The 22,293-nt window shown below is 70.9% G+C and carries 24 protein-coding genes; 10 read left to right on the forward strand and 14 right to left on the reverse strand.

Going from position 1 to position 22,293, the window contains the following annotated elements:
- Positions 1–4: 4 nt before the first annotated feature.
- From RBJ77_RS36425 to mca, 3 genes are all read right to left on the reverse strand, one after another.
- Complete coding sequence (locus RBJ77_RS36425; protein ID WP_372348874.1) at positions 5–595, reverse strand: dihydrofolate reductase family protein; 591 nt, start codon at positions 593–595, stop codon at positions 5–7.
- 64 nt (positions 596–659) lie between these two features.
- Positions 660–905: a hypothetical protein gene (locus RBJ77_RS36430; RefSeq protein ID WP_372348875.1), complete on the reverse strand. Its 246-nt coding sequence runs from the start codon at positions 903–905 to the stop codon at positions 660–662.
- Complete coding sequence (mca, locus tag RBJ77_RS36435; protein ID WP_372348876.1) at positions 898–1,779, reverse strand: mycothiol conjugate amidase Mca; 882 nt, start codon at positions 1,777–1,779, stop codon at positions 898–900. Before mca ends, RBJ77_RS36430 begins: the two co-directional genes overlap by 8 nt.
- A 130-nt stretch (positions 1,780–1,909) precedes the next feature.
- Here mca and RBJ77_RS36440 point away from each other — a divergent pair, with 130 nt between their 5' ends.
- Positions 1,910–2,314: a DUF4307 domain-containing protein gene (locus RBJ77_RS36440; protein WP_372348877.1), complete on the forward strand. Its 405-nt coding sequence runs from the start codon at positions 1,910–1,912 to the stop codon at positions 2,312–2,314.
- A gap of 179 nt (positions 2,315–2,493) precedes the next feature.
- Positions 2,494–2,991, forward strand: a complete 498-nt coding sequence (gene greA / locus RBJ77_RS36445; protein WP_255978455.1) for a transcription elongation factor GreA — start codon at positions 2,494–2,496, stop codon at positions 2,989–2,991.
- A gap of 58 nt (positions 2,992–3,049) precedes the next feature.
- Here the strand turns inward: greA and RBJ77_RS36450 are convergent, their stop codons facing one another.
- From RBJ77_RS36450 to ilvA, 3 genes are all read right to left on the reverse strand, one after another.
- Entirely contained in the window at positions 3,050–3,913 is an 864-nt protein-coding gene (locus RBJ77_RS36450; RefSeq protein WP_372348878.1) for an ABC transporter permease, read from the reverse strand.
- Positions 3,910–4,902 (reverse strand): ATP-binding cassette domain-containing protein, encoded by a 993-nt coding sequence (locus tag RBJ77_RS36455; protein WP_372348879.1) that lies wholly within the window; start codon positions 4,900–4,902, stop codon positions 3,910–3,912. The genes RBJ77_RS36450 and RBJ77_RS36455 overlap by 4 nt, the downstream gene beginning before the upstream one ends.
- A 159-nt stretch (positions 4,903–5,061) precedes the next feature.
- Entirely contained in the window at positions 5,062–6,291 is a 1,230-nt protein-coding gene (gene ilvA, locus RBJ77_RS36460; RefSeq protein WP_372348880.1) for a threonine ammonia-lyase, read from the reverse strand.
- Between the two features lie 183 nt (positions 6,292–6,474).
- On the opposite strand from ilvA, the gene RBJ77_RS36465 reads away from it, so the two are divergent.
- From RBJ77_RS36465 to RBJ77_RS36475, 3 genes are all read left to right on the forward strand, one after another.
- Positions 6,475–6,963 carry a MarR family winged helix-turn-helix transcriptional regulator gene (locus RBJ77_RS36465; protein WP_372348896.1) on the forward strand — a complete coding sequence of 163 codons (489 nt, stop codon included), beginning with the start codon at positions 6,475–6,477 and terminating at the stop codon, positions 6,961–6,963.
- A gap of 71 nt (positions 6,964–7,034) precedes the next feature.
- Entirely contained in the window at positions 7,035–7,517 is a 483-nt protein-coding gene (locus RBJ77_RS36470) for a sigma factor-like helix-turn-helix DNA-binding protein (protein ID WP_372348881.1), read from the forward strand.
- A complete protein-coding gene (locus tag RBJ77_RS36475) occupies positions 7,514–7,768 on the forward strand; it encodes a hypothetical protein (protein WP_372348882.1) in 255 nt (84 codons plus the stop codon). The genes RBJ77_RS36470 and RBJ77_RS36475 overlap by 4 nt, the downstream gene beginning before the upstream one ends.
- A 22-nt stretch (positions 7,769–7,790) precedes the next feature.
- On the opposite strand, the gene RBJ77_RS36480 is transcribed toward RBJ77_RS36475, so the two are convergent.
- Positions 7,791–8,963 carry a cystathionine gamma-synthase gene (locus tag RBJ77_RS36480; RefSeq protein WP_372348883.1) on the reverse strand — a complete coding sequence of 391 codons (1,173 nt, stop codon included), beginning with the start codon at positions 8,961–8,963 and terminating at the stop codon, positions 7,791–7,793.
- Positions 8,964–9,019: 56 nt separating this feature from the next.
- Between RBJ77_RS36480 and RBJ77_RS36485 the strand changes: the two genes are divergently transcribed.
- The 3 genes from RBJ77_RS36485 (at position 9,020) to RBJ77_RS36495 (ending at position 11,436) form a co-directional block, all read left to right on the forward strand.
- Complete coding sequence (locus tag RBJ77_RS36485; protein WP_372348884.1) at positions 9,020–10,111, forward strand: hypothetical protein; 1,092 nt, start codon at positions 9,020–9,022, stop codon at positions 10,109–10,111.
- Between the two features lie 73 nt (positions 10,112–10,184).
- Positions 10,185–10,850: a peptide-methionine (S)-S-oxide reductase MsrA gene (gene msrA / locus RBJ77_RS36490; protein WP_372348885.1), complete on the forward strand. Its 666-nt coding sequence runs from the start codon at positions 10,185–10,187 to the stop codon at positions 10,848–10,850.
- A gap of 169 nt (positions 10,851–11,019) precedes the next feature.
- On the forward strand, positions 11,020–11,436 hold the full coding sequence (locus tag RBJ77_RS36495) for a hypothetical protein (protein ID WP_372348886.1): 417 nt from the start codon (positions 11,020–11,022) through the stop codon (positions 11,434–11,436).
- 24 nt (positions 11,437–11,460) lie between these two features.
- Here RBJ77_RS36495 and RBJ77_RS36500 read toward each other — a convergent pair whose 3' ends face one another.
- Positions 11,461–13,521 (reverse strand): restriction endonuclease, encoded by a 2,061-nt coding sequence (locus tag RBJ77_RS36500; protein WP_372348887.1) that lies wholly within the window; start codon positions 13,519–13,521, stop codon positions 11,461–11,463.
- Between the two features lie 216 nt (positions 13,522–13,737).
- Here RBJ77_RS36500 and RBJ77_RS36505 point away from each other — a divergent pair, with 216 nt between their 5' ends.
- On the forward strand, positions 13,738–14,328 hold the full coding sequence (locus RBJ77_RS36505; protein WP_372348888.1) for a DUF4291 domain-containing protein: 591 nt from the start codon (positions 13,738–13,740) through the stop codon (positions 14,326–14,328).
- On the opposite strand, the gene RBJ77_RS36510 is transcribed toward RBJ77_RS36505, so the two are convergent.
- From RBJ77_RS36510 to RBJ77_RS36520, 3 genes are all read right to left on the reverse strand, one after another.
- On the reverse strand, positions 14,315–14,704 hold the full coding sequence (locus tag RBJ77_RS36510; protein ID WP_372348889.1) for a VOC family protein: 390 nt from the start codon (positions 14,702–14,704) through the stop codon (positions 14,315–14,317). The two genes, RBJ77_RS36505 and RBJ77_RS36510, sit on opposite strands and share 14 nt — an antisense overlap.
- Positions 14,705–14,805: 101 nt before the next feature.
- Positions 14,806–15,165, reverse strand: a complete 360-nt coding sequence (locus RBJ77_RS36515; RefSeq protein ID WP_372348890.1) for a DUF1330 domain-containing protein — start codon at positions 15,163–15,165, stop codon at positions 14,806–14,808.
- A 102-nt stretch (positions 15,166–15,267) separates the two neighbouring features.
- Entirely contained in the window at positions 15,268–16,311 is a 1,044-nt protein-coding gene (locus tag RBJ77_RS36520; protein WP_372348891.1) for an NAD(P)-dependent alcohol dehydrogenase, read from the reverse strand.
- 118 nt (positions 16,312–16,429) lie between these two features.
- On the opposite strand from RBJ77_RS36520, the gene RBJ77_RS36525 reads away from it, so the two are divergent.
- The gene (locus tag RBJ77_RS36525) at positions 16,430–17,332 is read left to right on the forward strand and encodes a helix-turn-helix domain-containing protein (RefSeq protein WP_372348897.1); all 903 of its coding nucleotides are present in this window, start codon (positions 16,430–16,432) and stop codon (positions 17,330–17,332) included.
- 332 nt (positions 17,333–17,664) lie between these two features.
- Here RBJ77_RS36525 and RBJ77_RS36530 read toward each other — a convergent pair whose 3' ends face one another.
- The 3 genes from RBJ77_RS36530 to RBJ77_RS36540 all read right to left on the reverse strand — a co-directional run.
- Positions 17,665–18,435 carry a group II truncated hemoglobin gene (locus RBJ77_RS36530; RefSeq protein ID WP_372348892.1) on the reverse strand — a complete coding sequence of 257 codons (771 nt, stop codon included), beginning with the start codon at positions 18,433–18,435 and terminating at the stop codon, positions 17,665–17,667.
- Between the two features lie 118 nt (positions 18,436–18,553).
- Entirely contained in the window at positions 18,554–21,793 is a 3,240-nt protein-coding gene (locus RBJ77_RS36535) for a S8 family serine peptidase (RefSeq protein ID WP_372348898.1), read from the reverse strand.
- Positions 21,794–21,974: 181 nt separating this feature from the next.
- On the reverse strand, positions 21,975–22,293 hold a 319-nt coding region (locus RBJ77_RS36540; RefSeq protein WP_372348893.1), incomplete at its 5' end, for an ATP-binding cassette domain-containing protein.

Raw genomic sequence — 22,293 nt, forward strand, 5'->3', positions numbered from 1 at the left:
TGGCTCAGCCCCGCACCCGGTACTGGAGGTGCAGCACCCGGTCCCCGCGGACCACCACGTCCGGGTCCTCCAGGAGCCGCTGTCCCTCGGTCGCGCCGAAGTAGCGCTTGCCGGAGCCGAAGAAGACCGGGGCGACGTCCATCGCGACCACGTCGACCAGGCCGAGCGCGAAGGCCTGGCCGCCGATGTCGCCCGCCGTGATCGCCACGGCGCGGCCGGCCGCGAGGTCCTTGGCGAGGGCGACGGCCGCGGGGACGTCGGTGACGAAGTGGTAGTGGTCGGCCTCCGGGTGCCAGCCCTCGGGCCGGGGGCGGTGCGAGACCACGACGACGTGCTCACCGGCGGGCGGCCGCGCGTCCCAGCCGTCGGTGAGGTCGAAGAGGTGCCGGCCCATGATCGTCACGCCGAGGCCGTCCCACAGCGGCCGGGTGTACTCGGCGGAGGCCTTGGAGACCCGGAACCCGCCGTCGGCGTTGAGCGGCACGTCCCCGTTGCCGTACCAGTCGAAGAGCGGGCCCACCTGGTCGTCGGCATCGGCGATGAAGCCGTCGACGGAGACGACCGCGCGCATCAGTACAGGGCTCTCAGGAGTCATACCTGTACGACCCGGCGCGCCCGCGAAACTCATCGCGGGCGCGGCGGGCCCTCGGCTTCAGGGGTCAGGAACCCTGCCGGGCGGACTTCCCGGCGTCGGCGCCCACCGGCTCCTGGTCGGCCGACTTCTCCTTGAAGTCGACCTTGCCCATGTGCCGGTTCATCGACTTCATCAGGCCCCAGACGGCCAGCGCCATCACCGCGAAGACGATGAAGCCGAGAACACCCGGAGTCACCTTGTTCTCGTCGACCTCCTTGGCGGCAAGGGGGACGAGATGGGTCATTGCCAGATTCGCGTTCACATCAGGCATTGTGACGGACGCCCGCGAAGAGGTCGTCCTCGGGGAGGGAGGTATCGACGAGCGACTTCGCGAGCTCGTACTCCTCGGTCGGCCAGACCGCCCGCTGGATCTCCATCGGCACCCGGAACCAGCCGCCGTCCGGGTCGATCTGCGTGGCGTGCGCGATCAGCGCCTTGTCCCGGATCTCGTAGAAGTCGGCGCACGGAACGTGCGTGGTCAGCGTGCGCTCGACCCGCTCGAACTCGTCCCAGCGCTTCAGCCAGTCCGCGTACGGCGACTCCAGGCCGCGCTCGATCATCGCGTGGTGCAGCGCCTCGGTGCGCGGCCGGTTGAAGCCCTGGTTGTAGTAGAGCTTCGACGGCTGGAAGGCCGGGCCGAACTCGGCCTCGGGGTACTTCTCGGCGTCGGCCGCGCCCTCGAAGGCCACCATCGTGATCTTGTGGGTCATGATGTGGTCGGGGTGCGGGTAGCCGCCGTTCTCGTCGTACGTCGTGATGACCTGCGGGCGGAACGAGCGGATCTGCCGGACCAGCTCACCGGCCGCCTTGTCGACGTCCTCCAGCGCGAAGCAGCCCTCGGGCAGCGGCGGCAGCGGGTCGCCCTCCGGCAGCCCCGAGTCGACGAATCCGAGCCATTCCTGGCTGACCCCGAGGATCTCGCGGGCCTCGTCCATCTCCTTCTTGCGCACCTCGTGGATGTGCTCCTCGATGTACCTGTCGCCCTGGAGCTTCGGGTTGAGGATGGAGCCGCGCTCCCCGCCCGTGCAGGTGACGACCAGCACGTCCACCCCCTCGGACACGTACTTGGCCATGGTGGCCGCACCCTTCGACGATTCGTCGTCGGGGTGGGCGTGAACGGCCATCAGTCGCAGCTGCTCAGACAAGACAAGATCCTCTTGAGATATGGCGCCCTGGGTTCATCCGGCGCAATGGGCGGCTTCTATAGTGACCGAACCGGGGGGCGGAAAATTCCGGTGCCCGGATGTTGGCGGGCGATGTGAGAGGAACTGGCCGATGAGCGCCGTGCAGCAGCTGCCCGAGGACCGATACGGATCCTCGCGCTCCGCCGACGCCCGCGCCGACCGCAAGCTGAGGATCGCCGCGATCGTGCTGGGCACGCTCTTCGCGGGGCTGATGATCTGGTTCGGCTGGTACTACGTCGTCGCGAACAAGTTCAGCGGCGAGGTCATCGCCTTCAAGACCTACGACGACAAGGTCAGCATCCACCTGGAGATCCGCAAGGACACCGACGCCAGCGGCTACTGCACGATCCGCTCGCAGACCGCCGAAGGCGCCGAGGTGGGCCGCGCCGACTTCCGCTTCGACCAGAAGCAGGACCGGATCGACAAGGTCGTGACGTTGCGCACGACGGGCGGCAAGGGCACGACGGCGGAGCTCGTCGGCTGCCACGCCGACTGAACACTCCCGCGTTCACTCTCGGAACATCGGGGCTGACCTGCCCTGACGCAAATCTGATGCCTTATGTCCTCCCCCTTTGACCGCTGAATTGTTAGGCTCGTGGTTTCGCCCACCCACAAGGGAACATCCTTCTGGGTAGGGCGATGCTTTGTATTCCCAGTACCTACGAGGAGCGACCTGTGACCCAGACCAGCGAAGACGTCACCTGGCTGACGCAGGAGGCGTACACCAAGCTCAAGGACGAGCTGGCGTACCTGTCTGGTCCCGCGCGCGAGGAAGTCACGCAGAAGATTGCGGCGGCGCGCGAGGAGGGCGACCTGCGGGAGAACGGCGGGTACCACGCGGCCAAGGAGGAGCAGGGCAAGCAGGAGCTCCGCATCCGCCAGCTGACCCAGCTCCTGGAGAAGGCCAAGGTCGGCGAGGCGCCGGCCGACGACGGCGTGGTGGAGCCCGGCATGGTCGTCACCATCGCCTTCGACGGCGACGAGGACGACACCGTGACCTTCCTGCTGGCCTCGCGTGAGTACGCCAGCTCGGACATCGAGACGTACTCGCCGCAGTCGCCGCTCGGCACGGGCGTGAACGGCAAGAAGGTCGGTGACGACGCCCAGTACGAGCTGCCGAACGGCAAGTTCGCCTCGGTGAAGATCCTCAAGGCCCAGCCGTACTCCGGCTGACCCCGCACCGTCCCGAGAGCCCCGGAGCAAGCCGCTCCGGGGCTCTCGTGCGTCCGGGTCAGGCCGCCTTGCGGTACTTGCGGACCGCGAGCGTCCGGAACACCGCGATGATGATCACGGACCAGATCAGCGAGGCCCACACCGGGTGCTCCATCGGCCAGGCGCCGGTCACCGACTTCGGCACCCCGTCGATCGTGTTGCCGAACAGTTCGCGGGCCGCCGCCACCGTGGCGCTGAAGGGGTTCCACTCCGCCACGTACTGGAGGAACTTCGGCATGCCGTTGACCGGGACGAAGGCGTTCGAGATGAACGTCAGCGGGAAGAGCCAGATCAGGCCGCCCGACGTCGCCGCCTCCGGGGTGCGCACGGACAGGCCGATCAGGGCGCCGATCCAGGTGAACGCGTACCCGAGCAGCAGGAGCAGGCCGAAGCCGCCGAGCACCTCGCCGATGTTCGTGTGGGTGCGCCAGCCCACGAGCAGGGCCACGATCGCGAGGACGGCCAGCGTGACCGCCGTCTGCACGAGGTCGGCGAGCGTCCGGCCGGTCAGGACGGCACCGCGCGCCATGGGCAGTGAGCGGAACCGGTCGATCAGGCCCTTGTGCATGTCGTCCGCGATGCCCGCGCCCGCACCCGCGGTGGCGAAGGTGACCGTCTGGGCGAAGATGCCCGCCATCAGGAATTCCTTGTACGCGCTCGAACTGACGCCCGCGCCCGGAATGGCGATCGACCCGCCGAAGACGTACGTGAACAGGACCACGAACATCACCGGCTGGATGACCCCGAACAGGATCATCTCGGGGATCCGGGTCATCCGGATCAGGTTCCGCTTGGCGACGACCAGGGAGTCCCGGACGGACTGGCCGATGCCGCCGGCCGGCCGCGGGGCGGCGGGCCTCGGGGTGTCGGTGACGGCGGTCATGTCGCGGCCTCCACGCTCTCGTCGCTCTCGTCGCTCTCGTCGTCGGACTGCTCGGCCAGGTGGCCCGTCAGCGAGATGAACACGTCGTCGAGGGTCGGCCGGCGCAGGCCGATGTCGTCGATCTCGATGCCGCGCGCGTCCAGGTCGCGGATGACCTCCGCGAGGAGCTTCGCGCCGCCGGTGACCGGGACGGTCAGCTTGCGGGTGTGCTGCTCGACCGTGGTCTCGCCCTTGCCGAGGCCCGCCAGCACCTCGCGGGCGGCGCCGATGTGCTCGCGCTCGTGCACGACGACCTCGACGCGCTCGCCGCCGGTCTGCGCCTTGAGCTGGTCGGAGGTGCCGCGGGCGATGACGCGGCCGTGGTCGACGACGCAGATGTCGTGCGCCAGGTGGTCGGCCTCTTCGAGGTACTGCGTGGTCAGCAGCAGCGTCGTGCCGCCCGCCACCAGCTCCTGGATGACCTCCCACAGCTGCTGGCGGTTGCGCGGGTCGAGGCCCGTGGTCGGCTCGTCCATGAACATCACGGGCGGCGAGACGACGAGCGCGGCCGCGAGGTCGAGGCGGCGGCGCATGCCTCCGGAGTACGTCTTGGAGGGGCGGTCGGCGGCGTCCGCGAGATTGAACCGCTCCAGCAACTCGGCCGCGCGGGCCTTCGCCTCCTTGGCCCTCATCTGGTAGAGCTGGCCGACCATCTGCAGGTTCTCCCGGCCCGTCAGATACTCGTCGACCGCGGCGAACTGGCCGGACAGGCCGATCGAGCGCCGCACCTCGTTCGGATTCTTCAGTACGTCGATGCCCGCGACGACCGCCTTGCCGCTGTCCGGCGTGAGCAGGGTCGTCAGACAGCGCACCGCCGTGGTCTTGCCCGCGCCGTTCGGCCCGAGCAGGCCGAGGACGGTGCCCTCCGGTACATCCAGATCGACGCCGTCCAGCGCCTTGACGTCGCCGAAGGTCTTCACCAGACCTTCGGCATGGATCGCGCCTGGCATGTGGGTCCCCCAGTGGTGGGTGAGTTGCCTAACTGCCTCGTCCGACTGCTTCCCGTACGGCCTTACGTGGAGAAAGTCTAGATTTGCCGGATTGCGAATGCCCGGCGAAGGGTGATGCGCGCCACACCGTATCGCGATGTATCGCGTATCGGCAACGGATTACTCGATGACCGTGTAGCCCGCCTCGCGCAGGGCCGCGCCGACCTCGGCGCAGTGCGCGGGACCCTTGGTCTCCAGGTGCAGCTCCACCTCCGCCTCCGTGAGCCCGAGCCGCGGGTCGGTCCTGACGTGGCTCACGTCCAGCACATTGGCATCCGCCACTGACAACACCCCGAGGAGCGTGGCCAGGGCGCCGGGCCGGTCCGTCAGCCGCAGCCGCAGCGACAGGTAGCGGCCCGCGGCGGCCATGCCGTGGGTGAGGACGCGCTGCATCAGGAGCGGGTCGACGTTGCCCCCGGACAGCAGCGCGACGACCGGGCCCTCGAAGCCCGTCGGATCGCTCAGGAGGGCCGCCACGGGGCTCGCGCCGGCCGGCTCGACGACCAGCTTCGCGCGCTCGAGACAGAGCAGCAGAGCGCTGGACAGGGCGTCCTCGGACACCGTGCGGACCTCGTCGACGAGGTCCTCGACGAGCCGGAACGGGACGTCGCCGGGCCGCCCCACCTTGATGCCGTCGGCCATCGTCGACGGCTGCGTGATCGACACCGGCCGGCCGGCCGCCAGCGACGGCGGGTACGCGGCCGCGCCCGCCGCCTGCACCCCGATCACCTTCACGTCGGGGCGCAGCGCCTTCACGGCGACCGCGATACCGGCCGCGAGCCCGCCGCCGCCGATGCCGAGGACGATCGTGCGCACCTCGGGGCACTGCTCCAGGATCTCCAGGCCGAGCGTGCCCTGCCCCGCGACGACGTCCGGATGGTCGAAGGGGTGGATGAAGACCGCGCCGGTCCGCTCCGCGTACTCCTGCGCCGCGGCCAGCGTCTCGTCCACGACCTGCCCGTGCAGCCGCACCTCGGCGCCGTAGTCCCGGGTCGCGGCGACCTTCGGCAGGGGCGCGCCGACGGGCATGAACACCGTGGAGCGCACGCCGAGGAGTGAGGAGGCCAGGGCCACTCCCTGCGCGTGGTTGCCCGCGCTCGCGGCCACCACTCCGGCGGCCCGCTCCTCCGGCAGCAGCCCCGCGATCCGCACGTAGGCGCCGCGCAGCTTGAAGGAACCGGTCCGCTGGAGGTTCTCGCACTTGAGGTGGACGGGCGTACCGACCAGCTGGGAGAGGTGATGGCTGTGCGCCATCGTTGTCACCCGCGCCACTCCGGAGAGCATCTTCTGGGCGCCGCGTACGTCGTCCAGGGTGACGGCCGGCAAGGAGTCAGACGCGCTGTAGCTCATGACGGAAGTCTTGCAGCTCACGGCACACGTCTCTCGGTATGTTCACGCTCCGAGACCGGATTGCGCACGGCCGGTACGGCCAGCGCTTTCGCCGCGTACCCTGTGGGCCAATCTCGTTATTCAGTGCAATCCACCACCCACGCATGAAGTGAGCCCCCGGCCATGCCCACACCCCAGGAAACGATGGACATGACGACCGCCGGCGACACCGGCCTCCTCGACACGCTGCAGCACGAGGTGGCGGTCTTCGCCCGTCGCGCCGAACAGACCCGGCTCGGCGGGGTCGGGCAGGTGCGCAACTCGATGGACCGAGCCGCGTACCTGCTGCTCAACCGCCTCGACAAGGAAGGCCCGATGGGCGTCAAGGCGCTCGCCGCGAGCATGGGCATCGACTCCTCGACGGTCACGCGTCAGGTCGCCCCGCTCGTCGACACCGGCCTCGTCAAGCGCACGTCCCATCCCGAGGACGGCCGGGCCGTGGTGCTCCAGCTCTCGCCGCGCGGCCTGTCCCGGCTCGACGAAGTGCGCTCGTCCAGGCGGGAACTGATGGCGCAGTTGACGCAGGAGTGGGAGCCGGCGGAGCGCGAGCAGTTCTGTGCGCTCCTCACGCGCTTCAACACCGCGCTCTCGGCCCGCCAGTCCGGCCAGCCGGCGCCGTCGGCCGAGTCCTGACGACCGTACGTTCCCACGGCCGCGGCTCCCACCTCTTGACCAGGGAGCCGCGGCCGGGCCTGATATGAAGCGTGCGCGAACGGCAGGCGTCGAGGAACGCCCGCCGGGCCCGTGAGTTCGAGGCGTTCGTCGCGGGCGCGGCAGGGCGGCTGCTGCATGCCGCCACACTGCTGACCGCGGAACCGCCGGACGACTGCCCGCGCGCACAGAAGCTGCTCACGGCCGCCCTCGCCCGTACGTATGCCTCCTGGGACCGTCTCCGGGGGGAGGATCCCTACGACTGCGCCCGCAAGGACCTGGCCGTCCGCTTCGCGCGCGGCTCCTGGCACCACCACCGCGGGCGCGGCGGCGTGCTGGCGCACCTGACGGCGCAGGAGCGGGTCGTCCTGGTCCTCAGGCTCTTCGAGGGCGTCGGCGAGGAGCAGGCGGCGGCGCTGCTCGGGCTGCCCGTGGAGCGGGTGAGCGCCCTGCACGCGCGGGCCGTCGCGCTCGTCCTGCACCCACCGCGCGGCCCCGCCCCGTCCGCACCGCTGCACGGGGCGGCCTCGGCATGAGCCTTCAGGAGCGCCAGGAAGCGGCGGTACGCGCGGTGCTGGACGCCGCGCCGCCACCCGTGGTCCCGCCCGAGCTGGGCGCCGAGGCACTGCGCAGGGGCGGCCGGGCGCTGCGGCGCCGGCGGATCGCGCGGCGCGCGCTCTTGTTCCTGCTGGGCGTGGCGGTGGTGGCGTTCGTGGTGTGGGCGACGATGGCCAGGCCGTGGGTGGAGCCGCCGTCGAAGACGACTCCACCACTGACCGGCTGGTGAACTCCCGTACGGGCGACGGGAGTTACTTGCCTTCGAGGGCCTGCTGCAGGTCGGCGAGCAGATCGTCGGCCGACTCGATGCCCACGGACAGGCGGACCAGGTCGGCGGGCACCTCCAGGGCGGAGCCCGCGACGGAGGCGTGCGTCATGCGGCCCGGGTGCTCGATGAGGGACTCGACGCCGCCGAGGGACTCGCCGAGCGTGAACAGCTGCGCGCGGTTGCAGACCTCGACGGCCGCCTCCTCGCCGCCCTCCACCTGGAAGGAGATCATTCCGCCGAACGCCTTCATCTGCTTGGCGGCGATCTCGTGGCCCGGGTGCTCCGGCAGGCCCGGGTAGAGGACCTTCGTGACCCGCGGGTGGCGGGTGAGCATGTCGGCGACGCGGGTGGCGTTCTCGCTGTGCCGGTCCATGCGGACGGGCAGCGTCTTGATGCCGCGCAGCACGAGCCAGGAGTCGAAGGGGCCCGCGACGGCGCCCATGGCGTTCTGGTGGAAGGCGAGGTCGTCGCCGAGCGCGTCGTCGCCGACGATCAGCGCGCCGCCGACGACGTCCGAGTGGCCGCCCATGTACTTCGTCATCGAGTGCACGACGACGTCCGCGCCGAGCGCGAGCGGCTGCTGGAGGTAGGGGCTGGCGAAGGTGTTGTCGACGACGAGGCGGGCCCCGGCCTCGCGCGCCACCTGGGCGACGGCGGCGATGTCGGTGATCCCGAGCAGCGGGTTCGACGGCGTCTCGACCCACACGACCTTCGTCCTCGGGGTGAGCGCGGCGCGCACGGAGTCGACGTCGCTCGTGTCGGCGACGGACCACTCGACACCCCACCTCGACACGACCTTGGCGAACAGGCGGAACGTGCCGCCGTACGCGTCGTTCGGGATGACCACGTGGTCGCCCGGGCCGAGCAGCGTCCGCAGGAGGCAGTCCTCGGCGGCCAGGCCCGAGGCGAAGGCCAGGCCGCGCCTGCCGCCTTCGAGAGCGGCGAGGTTCTCTTCGAGGGCGGTACGGGTCGGGTTGGCGCTGCGGCTGTACTCGTAGCCGCCGCGCAGGCCGCCGACGCCGTCCTGCTTGTACGTCGAGACCTGGTAGATCGGGGGGACGACGGCGCCGGTGACGGGATCGGCCGTGTTGCCGGCGTGGATGGCGGTGGTCTCGAACCCACGGGGTCCGGACTGGCTGTGGTGCGTGTCGCTCATGTCGCCCGAGACTAGTGCGCCGAAGCGTCGTCGCCACCTCGGTTAGCTTTGTAGGCATGGGAATTCTCTGGGGGCTCATGGCCGTGCTGATGATCGTCTGGGTGGTGATGCTGCGCCGCCGGGGCGGGATCAGGCAGGTCGCCCCCGGGTCCCCGGACGCGGCTGACCCGGCGGACTACGGTTTCGTGCGCCAGGAGGACCTGGACGTCCGGCTGCCGGGCCCCGACCAGGACCTCCTGGACGTGATGGCCGTCGTGCAGCGCAATCAGGACTTCACGGCCGCGTCACAGTTGCTGGCCGGGACCGGCAAGGAGACCGAGGCCCGGTGGGAGCGGGTGCAGGCGATCGCCGGCGCCGCCGCCCTGGAGATGCAGCAGACGCCGCGGCTCGGCGCCGGGTGGCTGCACGCCTGGCGGTCGCAGCAGCCCAAGGACGCGGGCGGGGCGCAGGTCTTCGCCGAGTTCCTGGTGCAGCAGGCCTGGCGCAGCGGCGGCACCGAGGACGAGCAGCGGATCATCCTGGAGGAGGCGCGCGGCGCGTGCGAGCAGGCGGCGCTGCTCGCCCCCGGTGACCCGGTCCCGCACATCACGCAGCTCGCGGTGGCCCGCGGCCTCGGGTACGCGCAGCACGAGTTCGAGCAGCTGTGGCTGAAGATCCTGGACACCGCCCCCGGGCACATGGGCGCGCACCTGGCGGGCCTGCGCTACTGGACGGAGAAGTGGCACGGCTCGCGCGACGAGGCGTTCGCGTTCGCCGAGGCCGCCGCGGCCCGCGCCCCGCGCGGCTCCCTGCTCCCCGCGCTCCCCCTCTTCGCGCTGTACGAGCACATGCCCGACCTGAACCTCGTGCGCGGCTTCTACGAGAGCGAGGTCGTCACGAAGGCGCTGCACGGCGCCCTGTTCGCGGTGAACGCGGCCCGCCCCGACGACCCGATGCTGTCCCACGTGCGCCACCTGCTGCTCTTCTTCCTGGTCCGCGCCGAGCGCTGGTCCGAGGCGATGGCGCAGCTGGTGCGGGTGGACGGCCACATCGGCGCGATCCCGTGGACCGCCGAGGCCGACCCGGCCGCGTCGTACGCGGTGTACCGGGCGCTCGCGGTGGCCGGTTACGAGGCGAACGGCGGGAGCCCGGCGACGCTGCGGCACTGACGGCGGCGGTGGAATCCGGGGCGGCCGGGCGGGCGTTGTCCGTACTGACGTCAACGCCCCGGAGGCCCCACCCATGTCCCTGTCCGGCCGCATCCCGGCCCTGCCGACCCGCGACCAGGCCCTGCGCGGCCGCCCCGAGCCCGAGTTCACGGTGCCCGGCCGCCACACGGTCCTGGGCCACCCGCTGCTCGGCCCGTACCCCGAGGGCCTGGCGGTCGCCGACTTCGCCCTGGGCTGCTTCTGGGGCGCCGAGCGCGCCTTCTGGCGGACGCCCGGCGTGTGGACGACCCTCGTCGGCTACCAGGGCGGCTACACCGAGAACCCCGTCTACGAAGAGGTCTGCTCGGGCCTGACGGGCCACGCGGAGACGGTCCGCGTGGTCCACGACCCGTCCGTCGTCTCGTACGAGCAGCTGCTGAAGGTCTTCTGGGAGAACCACGACCCGACCCAGGGCTTCCGCCAGGGCCACGACGTGGGCACCCAGTACCGCTCCGCGCTCCACACCCACACCCCCGAACAGGCCGCCACGGCCGAGGCCTCCCGCGCGGCCTACCAGAAGGCCCTGACGGCCTCGGGCCACGGCACGATCAGAACGGAACTGCTCCCGGCCCAGGACCGCCCGTTCTACCCCGCGGAGGCCCACCACCAGCAGTACCTGGACAAGAACCCCGGCGGCTACTGCGGGATCGGCGGCACGGGGGTGTCGTGTCCGGTGGGGGTGGGGCGGGCGGAGAGCTGAGGCGTCCTCGGGGCGCGGCGGCTCCCGCGCCGGTCCCCGTGCGCCGTCAGTGCCGGTCTCAGAACCGGCTCCCACGCGCAACCGTCACCAGTCGGCCGACAGAAGCGCGCTTTCGGCCAAGATCTCTGTCCCCCGCGTCGCGGCGCTCAGGATTCGCCACCATTCCTGCATGGCGACTTCGGGGGCGCGTGGCAAGCGGTGGGGTGGACTGGGCCAGTGGTGGGGTGTGCTGGCAGGCGCTCTCCTGATCGCGGCATGGATCAACTCGGCGGCGGGTCCGGCCGTGGTGGCGGGCCTCTCCGCCGCCGTGCTCCTGTGGTGCTTCTTCCAGGCACCGGTGACCTGCGGTGCCGCCGTACGGGGTCGCGCTGACGGATGCCGCAACAACGCTGCGGGGCTCCTGCTGGGGTGTCACATCCGCCAGCACCGCTGGCAGAAGCTGAAGATGCTGATCCTCCGCCGTCAACTGCGCGCGTTCTGCTCCGGATTGTTCTCGGACGGCAAGGCGGCGATCGTCACGCTGGCCGGCCTCGGGAGCTTCGTCTCCGGACTCGTGGCGCTCGTCCCGGGCGTCGTGGTCCACTGAGCCGAGGCCGGCACACGCCGGGATCTACTCCACCTCGATCCCGTGGTCCCGGACCAGTTGCTCCAGACCACCCTCGTAGCCCTTGCCTCCCAGGACGAAATCCCAGTCCCCGTTCGGCCTGCGCCGGAAGGAACCGAGGACCAGGGCCGTCTCGCGTGGCCGGCCGTCCGACACCTCGAGGCGTCCGAGCTCGGACAGCGCGGGATCGAGCAGCCGTATCGCCGCGTTGGTGAAGCCCGACAGGTCGGCCGCCGGGTCGGTCTCCGGATCGATGGCGGCGACGAGCACCAGGCGATCCGCCGTGTCCGGCAACGAGTCGAAGGAAACGCGGAGCGCAGCCTTGTCCGGAGGCGTCGCCGCCAGCATGTGCACCGCGTCGTCGGGCGTGCGGTGGTTGTTGAAGAAGACGAAGTGGTCGTCGCTGAGAACCTGGTGGCCGCGGCAGACGAGTGCGCACACGTCGAGCTGGACGTCGCCGTCCCAACTCATGCCCAGCACGTTGTAGTCATCGGGCAGCCGGGGCTCCGGATCGGTCGGACCCGGGGGTGCGGCGCTCACACGGCCCCCCTCCCCCAGCCGCCCGGCGAGCCCGTGCCGGTGCAGCAGGTCCACGAGTTCGGGCCCGGGGATCAGCTCCAGCGGCTTGCCGTTGGCGAAGGCGTGCGAGCCGGGACCGAACCCCGACGTGGTGACCAGCACGCCCTTGTTGGCACCCGCGTCCTGGACGGTCCCGTACAGGTCCCGTACCGCGGTGGGCGGAACGGTGCTGCGATAGCGCTTCACCTGCACGACTATCTTGCCGCCGCGGATCGGTGTGGGGTCCAGCGCGTCGACGTCCACTCCGCCGTCGTTCGAACGCTGGGTGGTGACCGCCTGCATCCCCATGGCCCGGAAGAGGTCCGCCACGAGCGACTCGAAGGCGATCGGGTCCATCTCGAAGAGGTCGGGTTCGTCGTCGCTGCCGTGGGTGACGACGCGATTGCCGACGTCGCGCGGCCGGCGTCCCGGCCGTACCGCGGTGAGCTGGTCGGGCCGTGCCGCGAGCTGCCCCCGCAGGGCCTCGGTCAGACAGCTGACCGCATCGACCTGCGCGAGGTGCAGATCCGCGAACGCGGATCGCGAGACCATGGCGGTCACCAGGAATATCTCGCCGCGCCGCCCCGTCGCCGGATCGGGTTCGTCCACGAAGCCGTTGAACACCACGGACTCGAGGGCCGCGAACTCGTCGGCAGCGAAGAGTTCGTGCAGGACGAGCAGCGCACACTGCGCGAGCACTTCTCGGTACAGCGCACGCCGCTGGGTCACCGGACGCGGCGTCTCCTTGTCCTGGTCCAGCGAGGCCACGTAGCGCACGGACTTCGTCTCGGGAACGACGCCCAGGCCCGGCAACTCCCAGTCCAGCACGAGCTGTTGCGCCGCCGCGTCGTAGGCAGCCGCGATCTGCCGGGGGAAGCCGTCCGGCCATGCCCGTGAGGCGTAGAGCGCGGCGGAGAAATACTCGACCACGGCGCCGGGATCCTTGCGCCTGACGCCGTCGACCACCTGCGCGATGCCGGCATTGTGCCGGCGTACGTCCGAGAGCTGGCTCTCGGCCCACTGCGCGTACTCCCGCTGATAGTCAGCGAGTTGCTGCCGGCGCCGGGTTTCGGCGGCCTGTGCGGCCTGCCGGTCCCGCTCGAAGCGGGCCTGCGCCTCGGCCTGCGCCTGCGCACGTCGCTGGGCGGTCCAGCCGCCCTGCGACTGGTACTGGTGCGGCTGAGGCATGGGCACGGGCTGCGCGAGCGCCCCGGCCGAGAACGGCGGCACTTCCTCGGCACGCATCAGCGAAGCCAGCTGGAACGCCGGGGCCCGGGAACCGGCAGTCAGCAGGCCCTGTAGCGCGGCCACCTGCGCCTCCAGTTGCTCGGTGCGGTGCCGCGCCTCCGCCTGCCGGAACTCCCGCTGACTCTGCGCGGCCCGCCGTTGATACGCGCGGGCCCCCTGCGCCTCCTGGCTGCGCCGCCTGGCGTCGGCCGCCGACTGACGTTGTTGCTGACGCTGCATCTCGGCCCAGACCCCGACAAGACCGGTGGAACGACGACTCATGCGCTGCTTGCCCTCCCCAGGACACCGGCACCGCCGAACTCACTGGTCGCCCCCCACAGCGGGCAGTTCGGGAAAGACATTCGGTCACCGGAGACTCTCCTCACATCAACTTGCCAGAGGCAACTCGTCTCGGCCATGGCTCTGCACGAACACGACGCACCGGCCTCGCGGAAATCCGGTGGCCGAGCCCACCCCCATCGCCCCACCCTGGACGGCATGGCAGCGAGCAACCGCGAGATCCGGGCCGCGTACACGGACTCCACGATCACCGTCTACCAGGCCTACCGGCCGGAGATCGGGCTGGCCGCCGCGCGGGGCGGGCGGTTTCCTGAGGTCTGGAAGCGGGACCGGATGACGTGGGTCAAGCCGTCGTTCCTGTGGATGATGTACCGCTGCGGCTGGGCGGAGAAGGCCGGGCAGGAGGTCGTGCTGGCCGTGGAGATCGCGCGGGACGGGTTCGAGTGGGCGCTGCGGCACGCGTGCCTGTCGAGCTACACGCGCGGGGTGCACTCCGACCGGGCGTCCTGGCAGCGGGAGTTGAAGCGCGCCCCGGCCCGCGTCCAGTGGGACCCGGAGCGGGACCTGCACCTGCGGCCGCTGCCGTACCGGTCGTTGCAGCTCGGGCTGGCCGGGGAGGCGGTGCGGCGGTACGCGGACGAGTGGACGGTGTCGATCAGGGACGTGACGCCACTGGCCCGCGAGGTCCACGGGGCCGTTGCCGCGGGCGAGTTGGAGAGGGCGGGGCGGCTGCTTCCGGTGGAGCGGGTGTATCCGGCCGTGCCGGCCGGGGCACTCAACCTGCCGTGAGGATCTCCAGGTTGTGGCCGTTCGGGTCGTCGAAGTAGACGGCCCTGGCGCGGCCGCGCACGCGGATCTCGCCCGGGGTCCGGTGGTGCGGGTCCGACCAGTACGGGAGGTCCGCCGCCTCGATGCGGGTCAGGATCGCGTCGAACTCCTGGTCCGTGACCTGGAAAGCGTAGTGCTGGGGGGTGATCGTGGCAGGGAGTTCGGTGTCGTCGATCTCGCGGTCGTAGTAGTCGAGCGTGACGCCGTTCGCGACCTCGACCGGGGTGAACGGGCCGTCCGGTGGGCCCACTCGGAGTCCGAGGATGTCGGCCAGGAAACGGGCGGACGCCTCCTGGTCGTGGGCGGCGACGATGGTGTGGTTCAGCTGTACGGGCATCGCGTGGCCTCCTTCGAGTGCGCGGGTACGTGGGGCCACGCTATGAAGGCCGGGCGGGTGGGCGCATCCGGCTTGCGACGCAGGGGAGTTGGACCTTGGGACTAGTTCTCGGGGGCCGTCGCGGAGCGTATCGCCGCCGCCGTGCGCGTCGCGTCGTAGGCGGCCGGGACGCCCTCCAGGAAGACGAGTTCGCCGGGCATGTGCTCGGTGCGCAGCGGGAGGATCTCCTGGTAGGCGGGGGACGCGTACCAGGCGTGGGCCGCCGCCAGGTCGGGGAACTCCACCATGACGATGTCGCCGAGGCGCTCGCCCTCGACCCACTCGCCGGGGCGGCCGGGGCCGTGCACCAGGAAGCGGCCGCCGAACGGTTCGAAGGTGGACTGGACGCGTTCGATGTAGGTGACGACGTCCGGGTGCACGGTGGCGGTGGGGCGGAGTACGGCGATGACGTAGGCGGTCATGAGCGAGCCCTCCTCGGGGTCCGGCGGGTACGTGAGTGATCCTGCCGGAGCCCGGGGAGGGCGTCGATTACGTGTCAGGTCATGCGCCTGACGCGGGCCCGCTCAGATCGTCGCGGTGTCGATCACGAAGCGGTAGCGGACGTCCGAGGCGAGGACGCGCTCGTACGCCTCGTTGATCCGGCTCGCCTCGATGAGCTCGATCTCGGCGCCCAGGCCGTGCTCGGCGCAGAAGTCGAGCATCTCCTGGGTCTCGGCGATGCCGCCGATCATCGAACCGGCGAGGGTCTTGTCGCCGCCGATGAGGGAGAAGAGGTTGAGCGCGATGGGCTCCTCGGGGGCGCCGACGTTCACCAGCGCGCCGCCCGTCCTCAGAAGGCTCAGGTACGCGCCGAAGTCCAGCGGGGCCGAGACCGTGGAGAGGATCACGTCGAACGTGCCGGCCAGGTCCTTGAAGGTCTGCTCGTCACTGGTCGCGTAGTAGTGGTCGGCGCCCAGCTTGAGGCCGTCGTCCTTCTTGCGCAGCGACTGCGAGAGGACGGTGACCTCCGCGCCGAGCGCGTGCGCGATCTTGACGCCCATGTGGCCGAGGCCGCCGAGGCCGATCACGGCGACCTTCTTGCCGGGGCCCGCGCCCCAGCGCTTGAGCGGGGAGTACGTGGTGATGCCGGCGCACAGCAGCGGGGCCGCCACGTCCAGCGACAGGCCGTCGGGGATGCGGACCGTGAAGGCCTCGTCGACGACGACCTTCTGCGAGTAGCCGCCGTAGGTGGGCTCGCCGTCCTTGCCGACGGAGTTGTACGTGCCGACGTTCCCACGGACGCAGTGCTGCTCCTGCCCGGCCAGGCAGTTCTCGCACTCGCGGCAGGAGTCGACCATGCAGCCGACGCCGACCCGGTCGCCGACCCGGAACTTGGTGACGCCGGAGCCGACCTCGGAGACGACACCCGCGATCTCGTGGCCGGGCACCATCGGGAAGATGGCCTCGCCCCAGCCCTCGGTGGCCTGGTGGATGTCGGAGTGGCAGATCCCGGCGAACTTGATGTCGATCAGTACGTCGTGCTCGCCGACCGTGCGGCGCTCGATGGTGGTGCGCTCCAGCGGAGCCTTGGCGCTGGGCGCGGCGTATGCGGCAACAGTCGTGGTCATGGTCACCAGCGTGCCGGACCCGGGCACGTTCACCCAGGTCACCGCTTTGCGTACGTCCAGTGGTCCTACTACTGGCGGGGTCAGGCTCCTGGTCGTACGAACGGGAATACTGGAAGCCATGGACGACAACCCGACCCCGGCCGACGGCCTCGACCGCCGCGCCGAGCTCAGCGAGTTCCTGCGCTCCCGGCGTGCCCGGCTCCAGCCGGAGGACGTGGGGATCGCCCCGATGGGGCGGCACCGGCGGGTGCCGGGGCTGCGCCGCGAGGAGCTGGCGCAGCTGGCCGGGGTCTCGGTGGCGTACTACACGCGGCTGGAGCAGGGCAACGGGCGGAACGTGTCGGCGGAGGTGCTCGACTCGATCGCGCGCGCCCTGCGGCTGAGCGAGACGGAGCACGCGCACCTGACGCACCTCGCGAAGCCGAAGCAGCAGCGCAAGCGGCACCGGGCGCCCAGGCGGCAGCAGGTGCGTCCCGCGCTGCAGCAGCTCCTCGACTCGGTGGAGGCCGTGCCCGCGTACATCGGCGGGGCGCGCTCGGAGATCCTCGCCTGGAACCGGATGGCGGCGGCGCTCTTCGGCGACTGGGGCAGGCTGCCGCCGGCCGAGCGGAACTGGGCGCGGCTGACGTTCCTGAACCCGGACTACCGGGAGCTGTTCCGGGACTGGGAGCAGAAGGCGTCGGACATGGTCAGCTATCTGCGGCTGTACGCGGGCCAGCACCCGGACGACCCGGACCTGTCGGCGCTCGTCGGTGAACTCTCCGTCAAGAGCGACGAGTTCCGGCGGCTGTGGGCCACGCACGACGTGAAGGAGAAGGGCCACGGCGTGAAGCGGATGCGGCACCCGTTGGTCGGTGAGCTGACGCTGAACTACGAGACGCTGCACCTGCCGGACGACGACGGACAGTTCCTGTCCGTGTACCACGCGGAACCGGGGTCGCCGTCGGCCGAGGCGTTGCGGCTGCTGGCGAGCTGGGGCACGGACGCGGTCCGGGCGGGCAGCGAGGCGCCGCGCGCCTGAGACCGGGCTCCCGGGTGACCTGGACTCCGAGCACCCCAGGGGCGCGAGGAACTGCGCGACCAGCCACGACGGCGCTGAAGCCTTGGGGCTCCGCCCCAAACCCCGCTGCTCAATCGCCGCAGAGGCTTGACATGACCGGACCCCGAGCACCCCAGGGGCGCGAGGAACTGCGCGATCAGCCACGACGGCGCTGAAGCCTTGGGGCTCCGCCCCAAACCCCGCTGCTCAATCGCCGCGGAGGCTTGACATGACCGGACCCCGGGCCCCGGGCATTCCAGGGGCGCGGGGAACTGCGCGACCAGCCACGACGGCGCCACGCCGGCCCACCCGCCCTACGGCCGATACGGCGGCGCAGCCCCCCAGTTCCACCGCGGCACCGGCTGCTCGGCCGGACGGGTCGCGTCGGGGCCCGAGAAGTAGACCGCGAGCCGGGTGCCCCACTCCACGTACGCGCAGAACGCGGAGCGGAACTCCGCGTCCGTGGGCAGGCCCGCCTCGTCCGCCGCGTCCTGGATGAGGTTCACCCAGCGGCGCCGCTGCCGCTCGTCGATGCCCTTGCCGACGTGCATCGCCACCATGTGGCTGTGCCCGCCGAGCCGCTCGGTGTAGGCGGGCGGGCCGCCGAAGACCTCGCCGAGCCAGACGGCGACGTGCTCCGCGTGCTCGGCGGGCAGCTCCGCGAAGAGCGGGCCGAGCAGGTCGTCCTTGACCACCTTGTCGTAGAAGACGGAGGTGAGCCGGGCGAACGCCTCGGCGCCGCCCGCCCATTCGTAGAGGGTGGGCTCCGACGAGCCGCGCCCGCGCACCGTCGTCGGCTTGTAGTGCCGCATCTCGTCGATGTCGCCGACGTACGGGCGGATCTCGGCGAGGAAGCCGGGGAAGAGGTCCGACTTCCGGAAGCCTTCCAGGTGGTCCTCGGTGGAGGTCCACAGGATGCGCAGGATGAAGTGCTCGAAGTCCTCCTCGCAGCGGTCGAGTTCATACGACACGCAGTGCGGGGACGCGGCGAGGAAGCGCGCCGCGCGGGTGTACGCCGCCAGGAATTCCGCCGAGCGGTCCTGCGGGATGCGATAGCGGATGTACTCGACCGTCTCCGTCGTCATGCGCCTCACTCAAGCACGCGCGGCACGCGGTCGCCATGGGCCTGCGGCGCGCATCGGGAACGGCCGGGCCCCGGCCCGCCTCGCGAGGAGACGGACCGGGGCCGGTGGAGCGGTGGAGCTACTTGCCGTAGTAGGCGTTGTAGATCGAGATCGTCGACTTGTTGCCCTTCTTGTCGGCGATCTTGGCGTGGAAGGAGATCGCCTTGCCCTTGGCGGGGTTCTTGACGGAGATCTTCCCGTTCTTGACGGTGACCTTCTTCCAGGTCTGGCCGTAGTCGTAACTGACGTACACGGACAGGGACTTGAGGTTGCTGCCGGCGGCCGCGCCCTGGACCGTGACCGGCACGGACTGGGTCTTGTCGGCGGGCACCCGGCTGTCCAGGCCGACGGCCGCGGCGAAGCGGATGCCGGAGACCGGGAGCTTGGCGACGCCGGACGGCTTCTTGGAGCGGAACTCCCAGCTCGCGTCGACCCGGGTGGTGGCCGCCGCGACCTTCACGGTGCGCTTGACCGACGTGGTCAGCTTGTACGCGGCGTCGCCCGACGGGACCTTGAAGCCCTTCTCGCCGACCAGCGGGTCGTCGTTCGTGCCGACCTTGGCGCCGTTGCGGTACAGGGTCGTGGCGACCGACGTGTAGTCGGAGTAGCCGGCGTGCGTCTTGCCGTCGGCGAACAGCGGCAGGTAGCCGCTGATCGTGTTCCCGTCGCGGAAGACCCCGTAGTCACCGCCGATGCGCGGCCCGAAGACGGCCGTGTTGAACGTCTTCTCGTAGGTCTTGCCGCCCTGGAACGTCTGCGCGGCGCCCAGCGTGTAGCCGGCCTCCGAGGTCGGGAAGCCGTCGCTGTCCGGCGGGCCGCTCTGGTCGAACTCCAGGCCCCACTTCACCTTGTCCCCGGTGGACAGGTGCAGCGTGCGGGTGCTGGGCAGCTTCTGGTCGATGGCGACGGACCAGCCGCTCATGCTGCCGGGCAGATTGCCGATCGCCCCGATGGAGCCGGTCTTGCCGGAGGCCGAGGCCCCGAGGCCCGCCTTGACCGTGGCCAGGTCGGACGTCTTGTAGTGCTTGGTGTAGCCGGTGGCGAACCGCTTCGCGGCGCCGCCGGTCACGACGTCGTACTCCTCGGTGGCGCCCTTCTTCCACACCGCGCCCCACTGCTGGAACATCTTCAGGCCCGTCGGGTCGGGACCGACCTGCGCCGTGCGGAAGTTGGTGAAGGAGTCGAGCAGCCAGCCGAAGCTGACGCCCATGTCGGCCGTCTCCACGGAGAAGTCCGGGGAGGCGAGGACGCCTTCGAGACCGGTGGCGGGCACCGTGATGTCGACCGGCTTGGTGGTGCGCGCGTCCAGCGTGACCGTCGTGTTCTTGGTGACGTTCAGCTTGGGCTGGACCAGCCAGTCGGCGCCCTTGGTGAAGTCCTCCGGGTCCTGGGCCAGGTACTCGTTGAGGAAGTAACTGCCCTTGGGGAGGCGGATCTTGACCGTGCCCGAGTTCGGGTCGGTGGCGTCGATGAAGTCGCCGTCGCCGGACAGCGGGAAGAGGCTCGTCTCGTACCCCTTCGCCTCCTGCCCGTCCCGGCCGATGTGCTTCAGGGTCACGTCGTACGACTCGGCCTCGCGCTGCACCGCGGCCGCCGTGCGCACGGTCTGGCCGCCGCCGGTCGCCGTCACGTACGCGGAGTACGCGCCGTCGACGGTGCCGCCCAGCTTGGTGTTCGCGGTCAGGTCGACGGAGGCGGTGCCGCCCGCCGGGACGGTGACCTTCGTGGCGCCCAGCGTGAAGAAGCCGGCGGGCGCCGCCTGCCCCTTCGGGTTGGTGGCGGCCACGGCGAGGTCGAGGGTGACGGCGGCGGTGCCGGTGTTCTTGTACGTCACCTTCTTGGTGATCGCCGTGTCGTCGGTGTGCGGCCACTGCGCGACGCCGAAGCTCACCGAGACCGGCTCGGCGAACACGGTCTGCTTGATGGCCTGGTCGACCTGGATGCGGCCGCTGCCCTGCTGGAACGGGTTGTACTTGGCGTTGCCCTTGGCCGAGGCGACGAGCGCGCCCTTCAGCTCCTGGTACGTCCAGTCCGGGTGCTGCTGCTTGAGGATCGCGGCGGCACCGGCGACGTGCGGCGTCGCCATCGACGTACCGGAGATGGTCAGGTAGCCGGCCGGGTTCTGGCCGACTTCCTGGTCGATGACGCTGCCGGGGGCGGCGGCGGCCGTGATGTCGACGCCCGGAGCGGTCACGTCCGGCTTGATCGCACCGTCGCCGACGCGCGGCCCGGTGGACGAGAAGTCGGCCAGCACGTCCTTGTCGTCGACCGCGCCGACGGTGAGCGCGGCGTCCGCGCTGCCCGGCGAGCCGATGGAGCGGGGGCCCTCGTTGCCCGCCGCGATGGCGAACAGGATGCCCTTCTCCTCGGACAGCTTGTTGACCTCGGCCTCGAGGGGGTCGATCTCCGGGGTGTCGCCGCCGCCGAGGCTGAGGTTCACGACGTTCGCGCCCTGCGCGGCCGCCCACTCCATGCCCGCGAGGATGCCGGAGTCGTCGAGCACCTTGCCGCTGATCAGCTTCGCGCCGGGGGCGACGCCCTTGTACTTGCCGCCGGACTTCGCTCCCGTACCGGCCGCGATGGAGGCGACGTGCGTGCCGTGCCCGAAGTGGTCGGTGGCGTCGGCGGCGGTGGAGAAGTTCTTCGCCTCGACGACCTGGTCCTTCAGGTCGGGGTGGGTGGCGTCGACGCCGGTGTCCAGGACGGCGATCTTGACGCCCTTGCCGTCGTAGCCGGCGGCCCACGCCTTGGGGGCGCCGATCTGCGGCACGGACTTGTCGAGGCTGGCCCGGCGGATGCCGTCGAGCCAGATGCGGCTGACGCCGGCGGCGGTCGCGCCCTTGCCGTTCGTCACCGCGTCCCACAGCTCGACCGCGTCGTCCTTGGGCGTCGTGACGGCGTCGGCGTTCAGCGTCTTGAGGCTGCGCCGCACGGTGGTGTCACCGGCGTCGCGCACCTCTGCCTTGGCGGCGGTCGCGGCGCCCCGGTAGCCGACGATGACCTTCAGGCCGCTCTTCTGGGACTTGCGGTACGACGCCTTGGACAGCTCGGTCACGTCGAAGAGGCGCTGGTCGAGCTTGCCGGTGGCGATGAGCCGCTGCGCGTCGAGGGGCACCACATAGGTGTGCCCCCCGACTATGCGGGTCTGGACGGGTATGTGGGCGCGCCCCTCGGCCCGGTCGAGGCCGATCGGCTTGCCCTTGGCGTTCAGCGTGACGCGGTCGCCCGTGATGAGCGTGACGTGGCGCTTGGGCGTCAGGTCCTGCTGGGCGGCGCGCGCGGAGCCGGCCGGGGCGGCGGCCCCCGCCGGGGCGGTCATCAGCCCGGCGGCCAGCGCGACGGCGGCGGCGCCGGCCACGACGACCGCTCCACGACGCGTACGGGTATGTACCTGTCTGTGCAACTTTCCCCCAGGTGACGGAAGTTCACCGTGCGAGAGATCGCGATCGACCCCCTGCGTAGAGATGTCACAGGGGGTCGATCGGTTGCCCACAGGTTGGTTATTTGGTCGCGCCGGACGCGTTCTCGGTCACGGTGATCCGTCCCTTGCGGATGGTCGCGAGGCGCGGGGCCTTCTTCGCGATGGCCGAGTCGTGGGTGACCATGATGAAGGTGAGCCCGTGCTCCTTCCACTGGGCTTCCAGGACGTCCATGATCTCGTCGCGCATCGACTCGTCGAGGTTGCCGGTCGGTTCGTCGGCGAGCAGCACCTTCGGGTTCTTCACCAGCGCACGGGCGATGGCGACGCGCTGCTGCTGACCGCCCGACATCTCCGACGGCAGATGCCCCAGCCGCTCCCCCAGACCCACCGACTTCAAG

Source organism: Streptomyces sp. KL116D, assembly GCF_030766975.1.
GTDB classification, from domain to species: Bacteria; Actinomycetota; Actinomycetes; order Streptomycetales; family Streptomycetaceae; genus Streptomyces; species Streptomyces longispororuber_A.

Excerpts from the sequence above, each read along its gene's own strand:
- RBJ77_RS36425 (WP_372348874.1), bottom strand. The coding sequence starts at position 595 with ATGACTCCTGAGAGCCCTGTACTGATGCGCGCGGTCGTCTCCGTCGAC.
- RBJ77_RS36430 (WP_372348875.1), bottom strand. The coding sequence starts at position 905 with ATGCCTGATGTGAACGCGAATCTGGCAATGACCCATCTCGTCCCCCTT.
- RBJ77_RS36440 (WP_372348877.1), top strand. The coding sequence starts at position 1,910 with ATGAGCGCCGTGCAGCAGCTGCCCGAGGACCGATACGGATCCTCGCGC.
- RBJ77_RS36450 (WP_372348878.1), bottom strand. The coding sequence starts at position 3,913 with ATGACCGCCGTCACCGACACCCCGAGGCCCGCCGCCCCGCGGCCGGCC.
- RBJ77_RS36455 (WP_372348879.1), bottom strand. The coding sequence starts at position 4,902 with ATGCCAGGCGCGATCCATGCCGAAGGTCTGGTGAAGACCTTCGGCGAC.
- ilvA (WP_372348880.1), bottom strand. The coding sequence starts at position 6,291 with ATGAGCTACAGCGCGTCTGACTCCTTGCCGGCCGTCACCCTGGACGAC.
- RBJ77_RS36465 (WP_372348896.1), top strand. The coding sequence starts at position 6,475 with ATGGACATGACGACCGCCGGCGACACCGGCCTCCTCGACACGCTGCAG.
- RBJ77_RS36475 (WP_372348882.1), top strand. The coding sequence starts at position 7,514 with ATGAGCCTTCAGGAGCGCCAGGAAGCGGCGGTACGCGCGGTGCTGGAC.
- RBJ77_RS36480 (WP_372348883.1), bottom strand. The coding sequence starts at position 8,963 with ATGAGCGACACGCACCACAGCCAGTCCGGACCCCGTGGGTTCGAGACC.
- RBJ77_RS36485 (WP_372348884.1), top strand. The coding sequence starts at position 9,020 with ATGGGAATTCTCTGGGGGCTCATGGCCGTGCTGATGATCGTCTGGGTG.
- msrA (WP_372348885.1), top strand. The coding sequence starts at position 10,185 with ATGTCCCTGTCCGGCCGCATCCCGGCCCTGCCGACCCGCGACCAGGCC.
- RBJ77_RS36495 (WP_372348886.1), top strand. The coding sequence starts at position 11,020 with ATGGCGACTTCGGGGGCGCGTGGCAAGCGGTGGGGTGGACTGGGCCAG.
- RBJ77_RS36500 (WP_372348887.1), bottom strand. The coding sequence starts at position 13,521 with ATGAGTCGTCGTTCCACCGGTCTTGTCGGGGTCTGGGCCGAGATGCAG.
- RBJ77_RS36505 (WP_372348888.1), top strand. The coding sequence starts at position 13,738 with ATGGCAGCGAGCAACCGCGAGATCCGGGCCGCGTACACGGACTCCACG.
- RBJ77_RS36510 (WP_372348889.1), bottom strand. The coding sequence starts at position 14,704 with ATGCCCGTACAGCTGAACCACACCATCGTCGCCGCCCACGACCAGGAG.
- RBJ77_RS36515 (WP_372348890.1), bottom strand. The coding sequence starts at position 15,165 with ATGACCGCCTACGTCATCGCCGTACTCCGCCCCACCGCCACCGTGCAC.
- RBJ77_RS36520 (WP_372348891.1), bottom strand. The coding sequence starts at position 16,311 with ATGACCACGACTGTTGCCGCATACGCCGCGCCCAGCGCCAAGGCTCCG.
- RBJ77_RS36525 (WP_372348897.1), top strand. The coding sequence starts at position 16,430 with ATGGACGACAACCCGACCCCGGCCGACGGCCTCGACCGCCGCGCCGAG.
- RBJ77_RS36530 (WP_372348892.1), bottom strand. The coding sequence starts at position 18,435 with ATGACGACGGAGACGGTCGAGTACATCCGCTATCGCATCCCGCAGGAC.
- RBJ77_RS36535 (WP_372348898.1), bottom strand. The coding sequence starts at position 21,793 with ATGACCGCCCCGGCGGGGGCCGCCGCCCCGGCCGGCTCCGCGCGCGCC.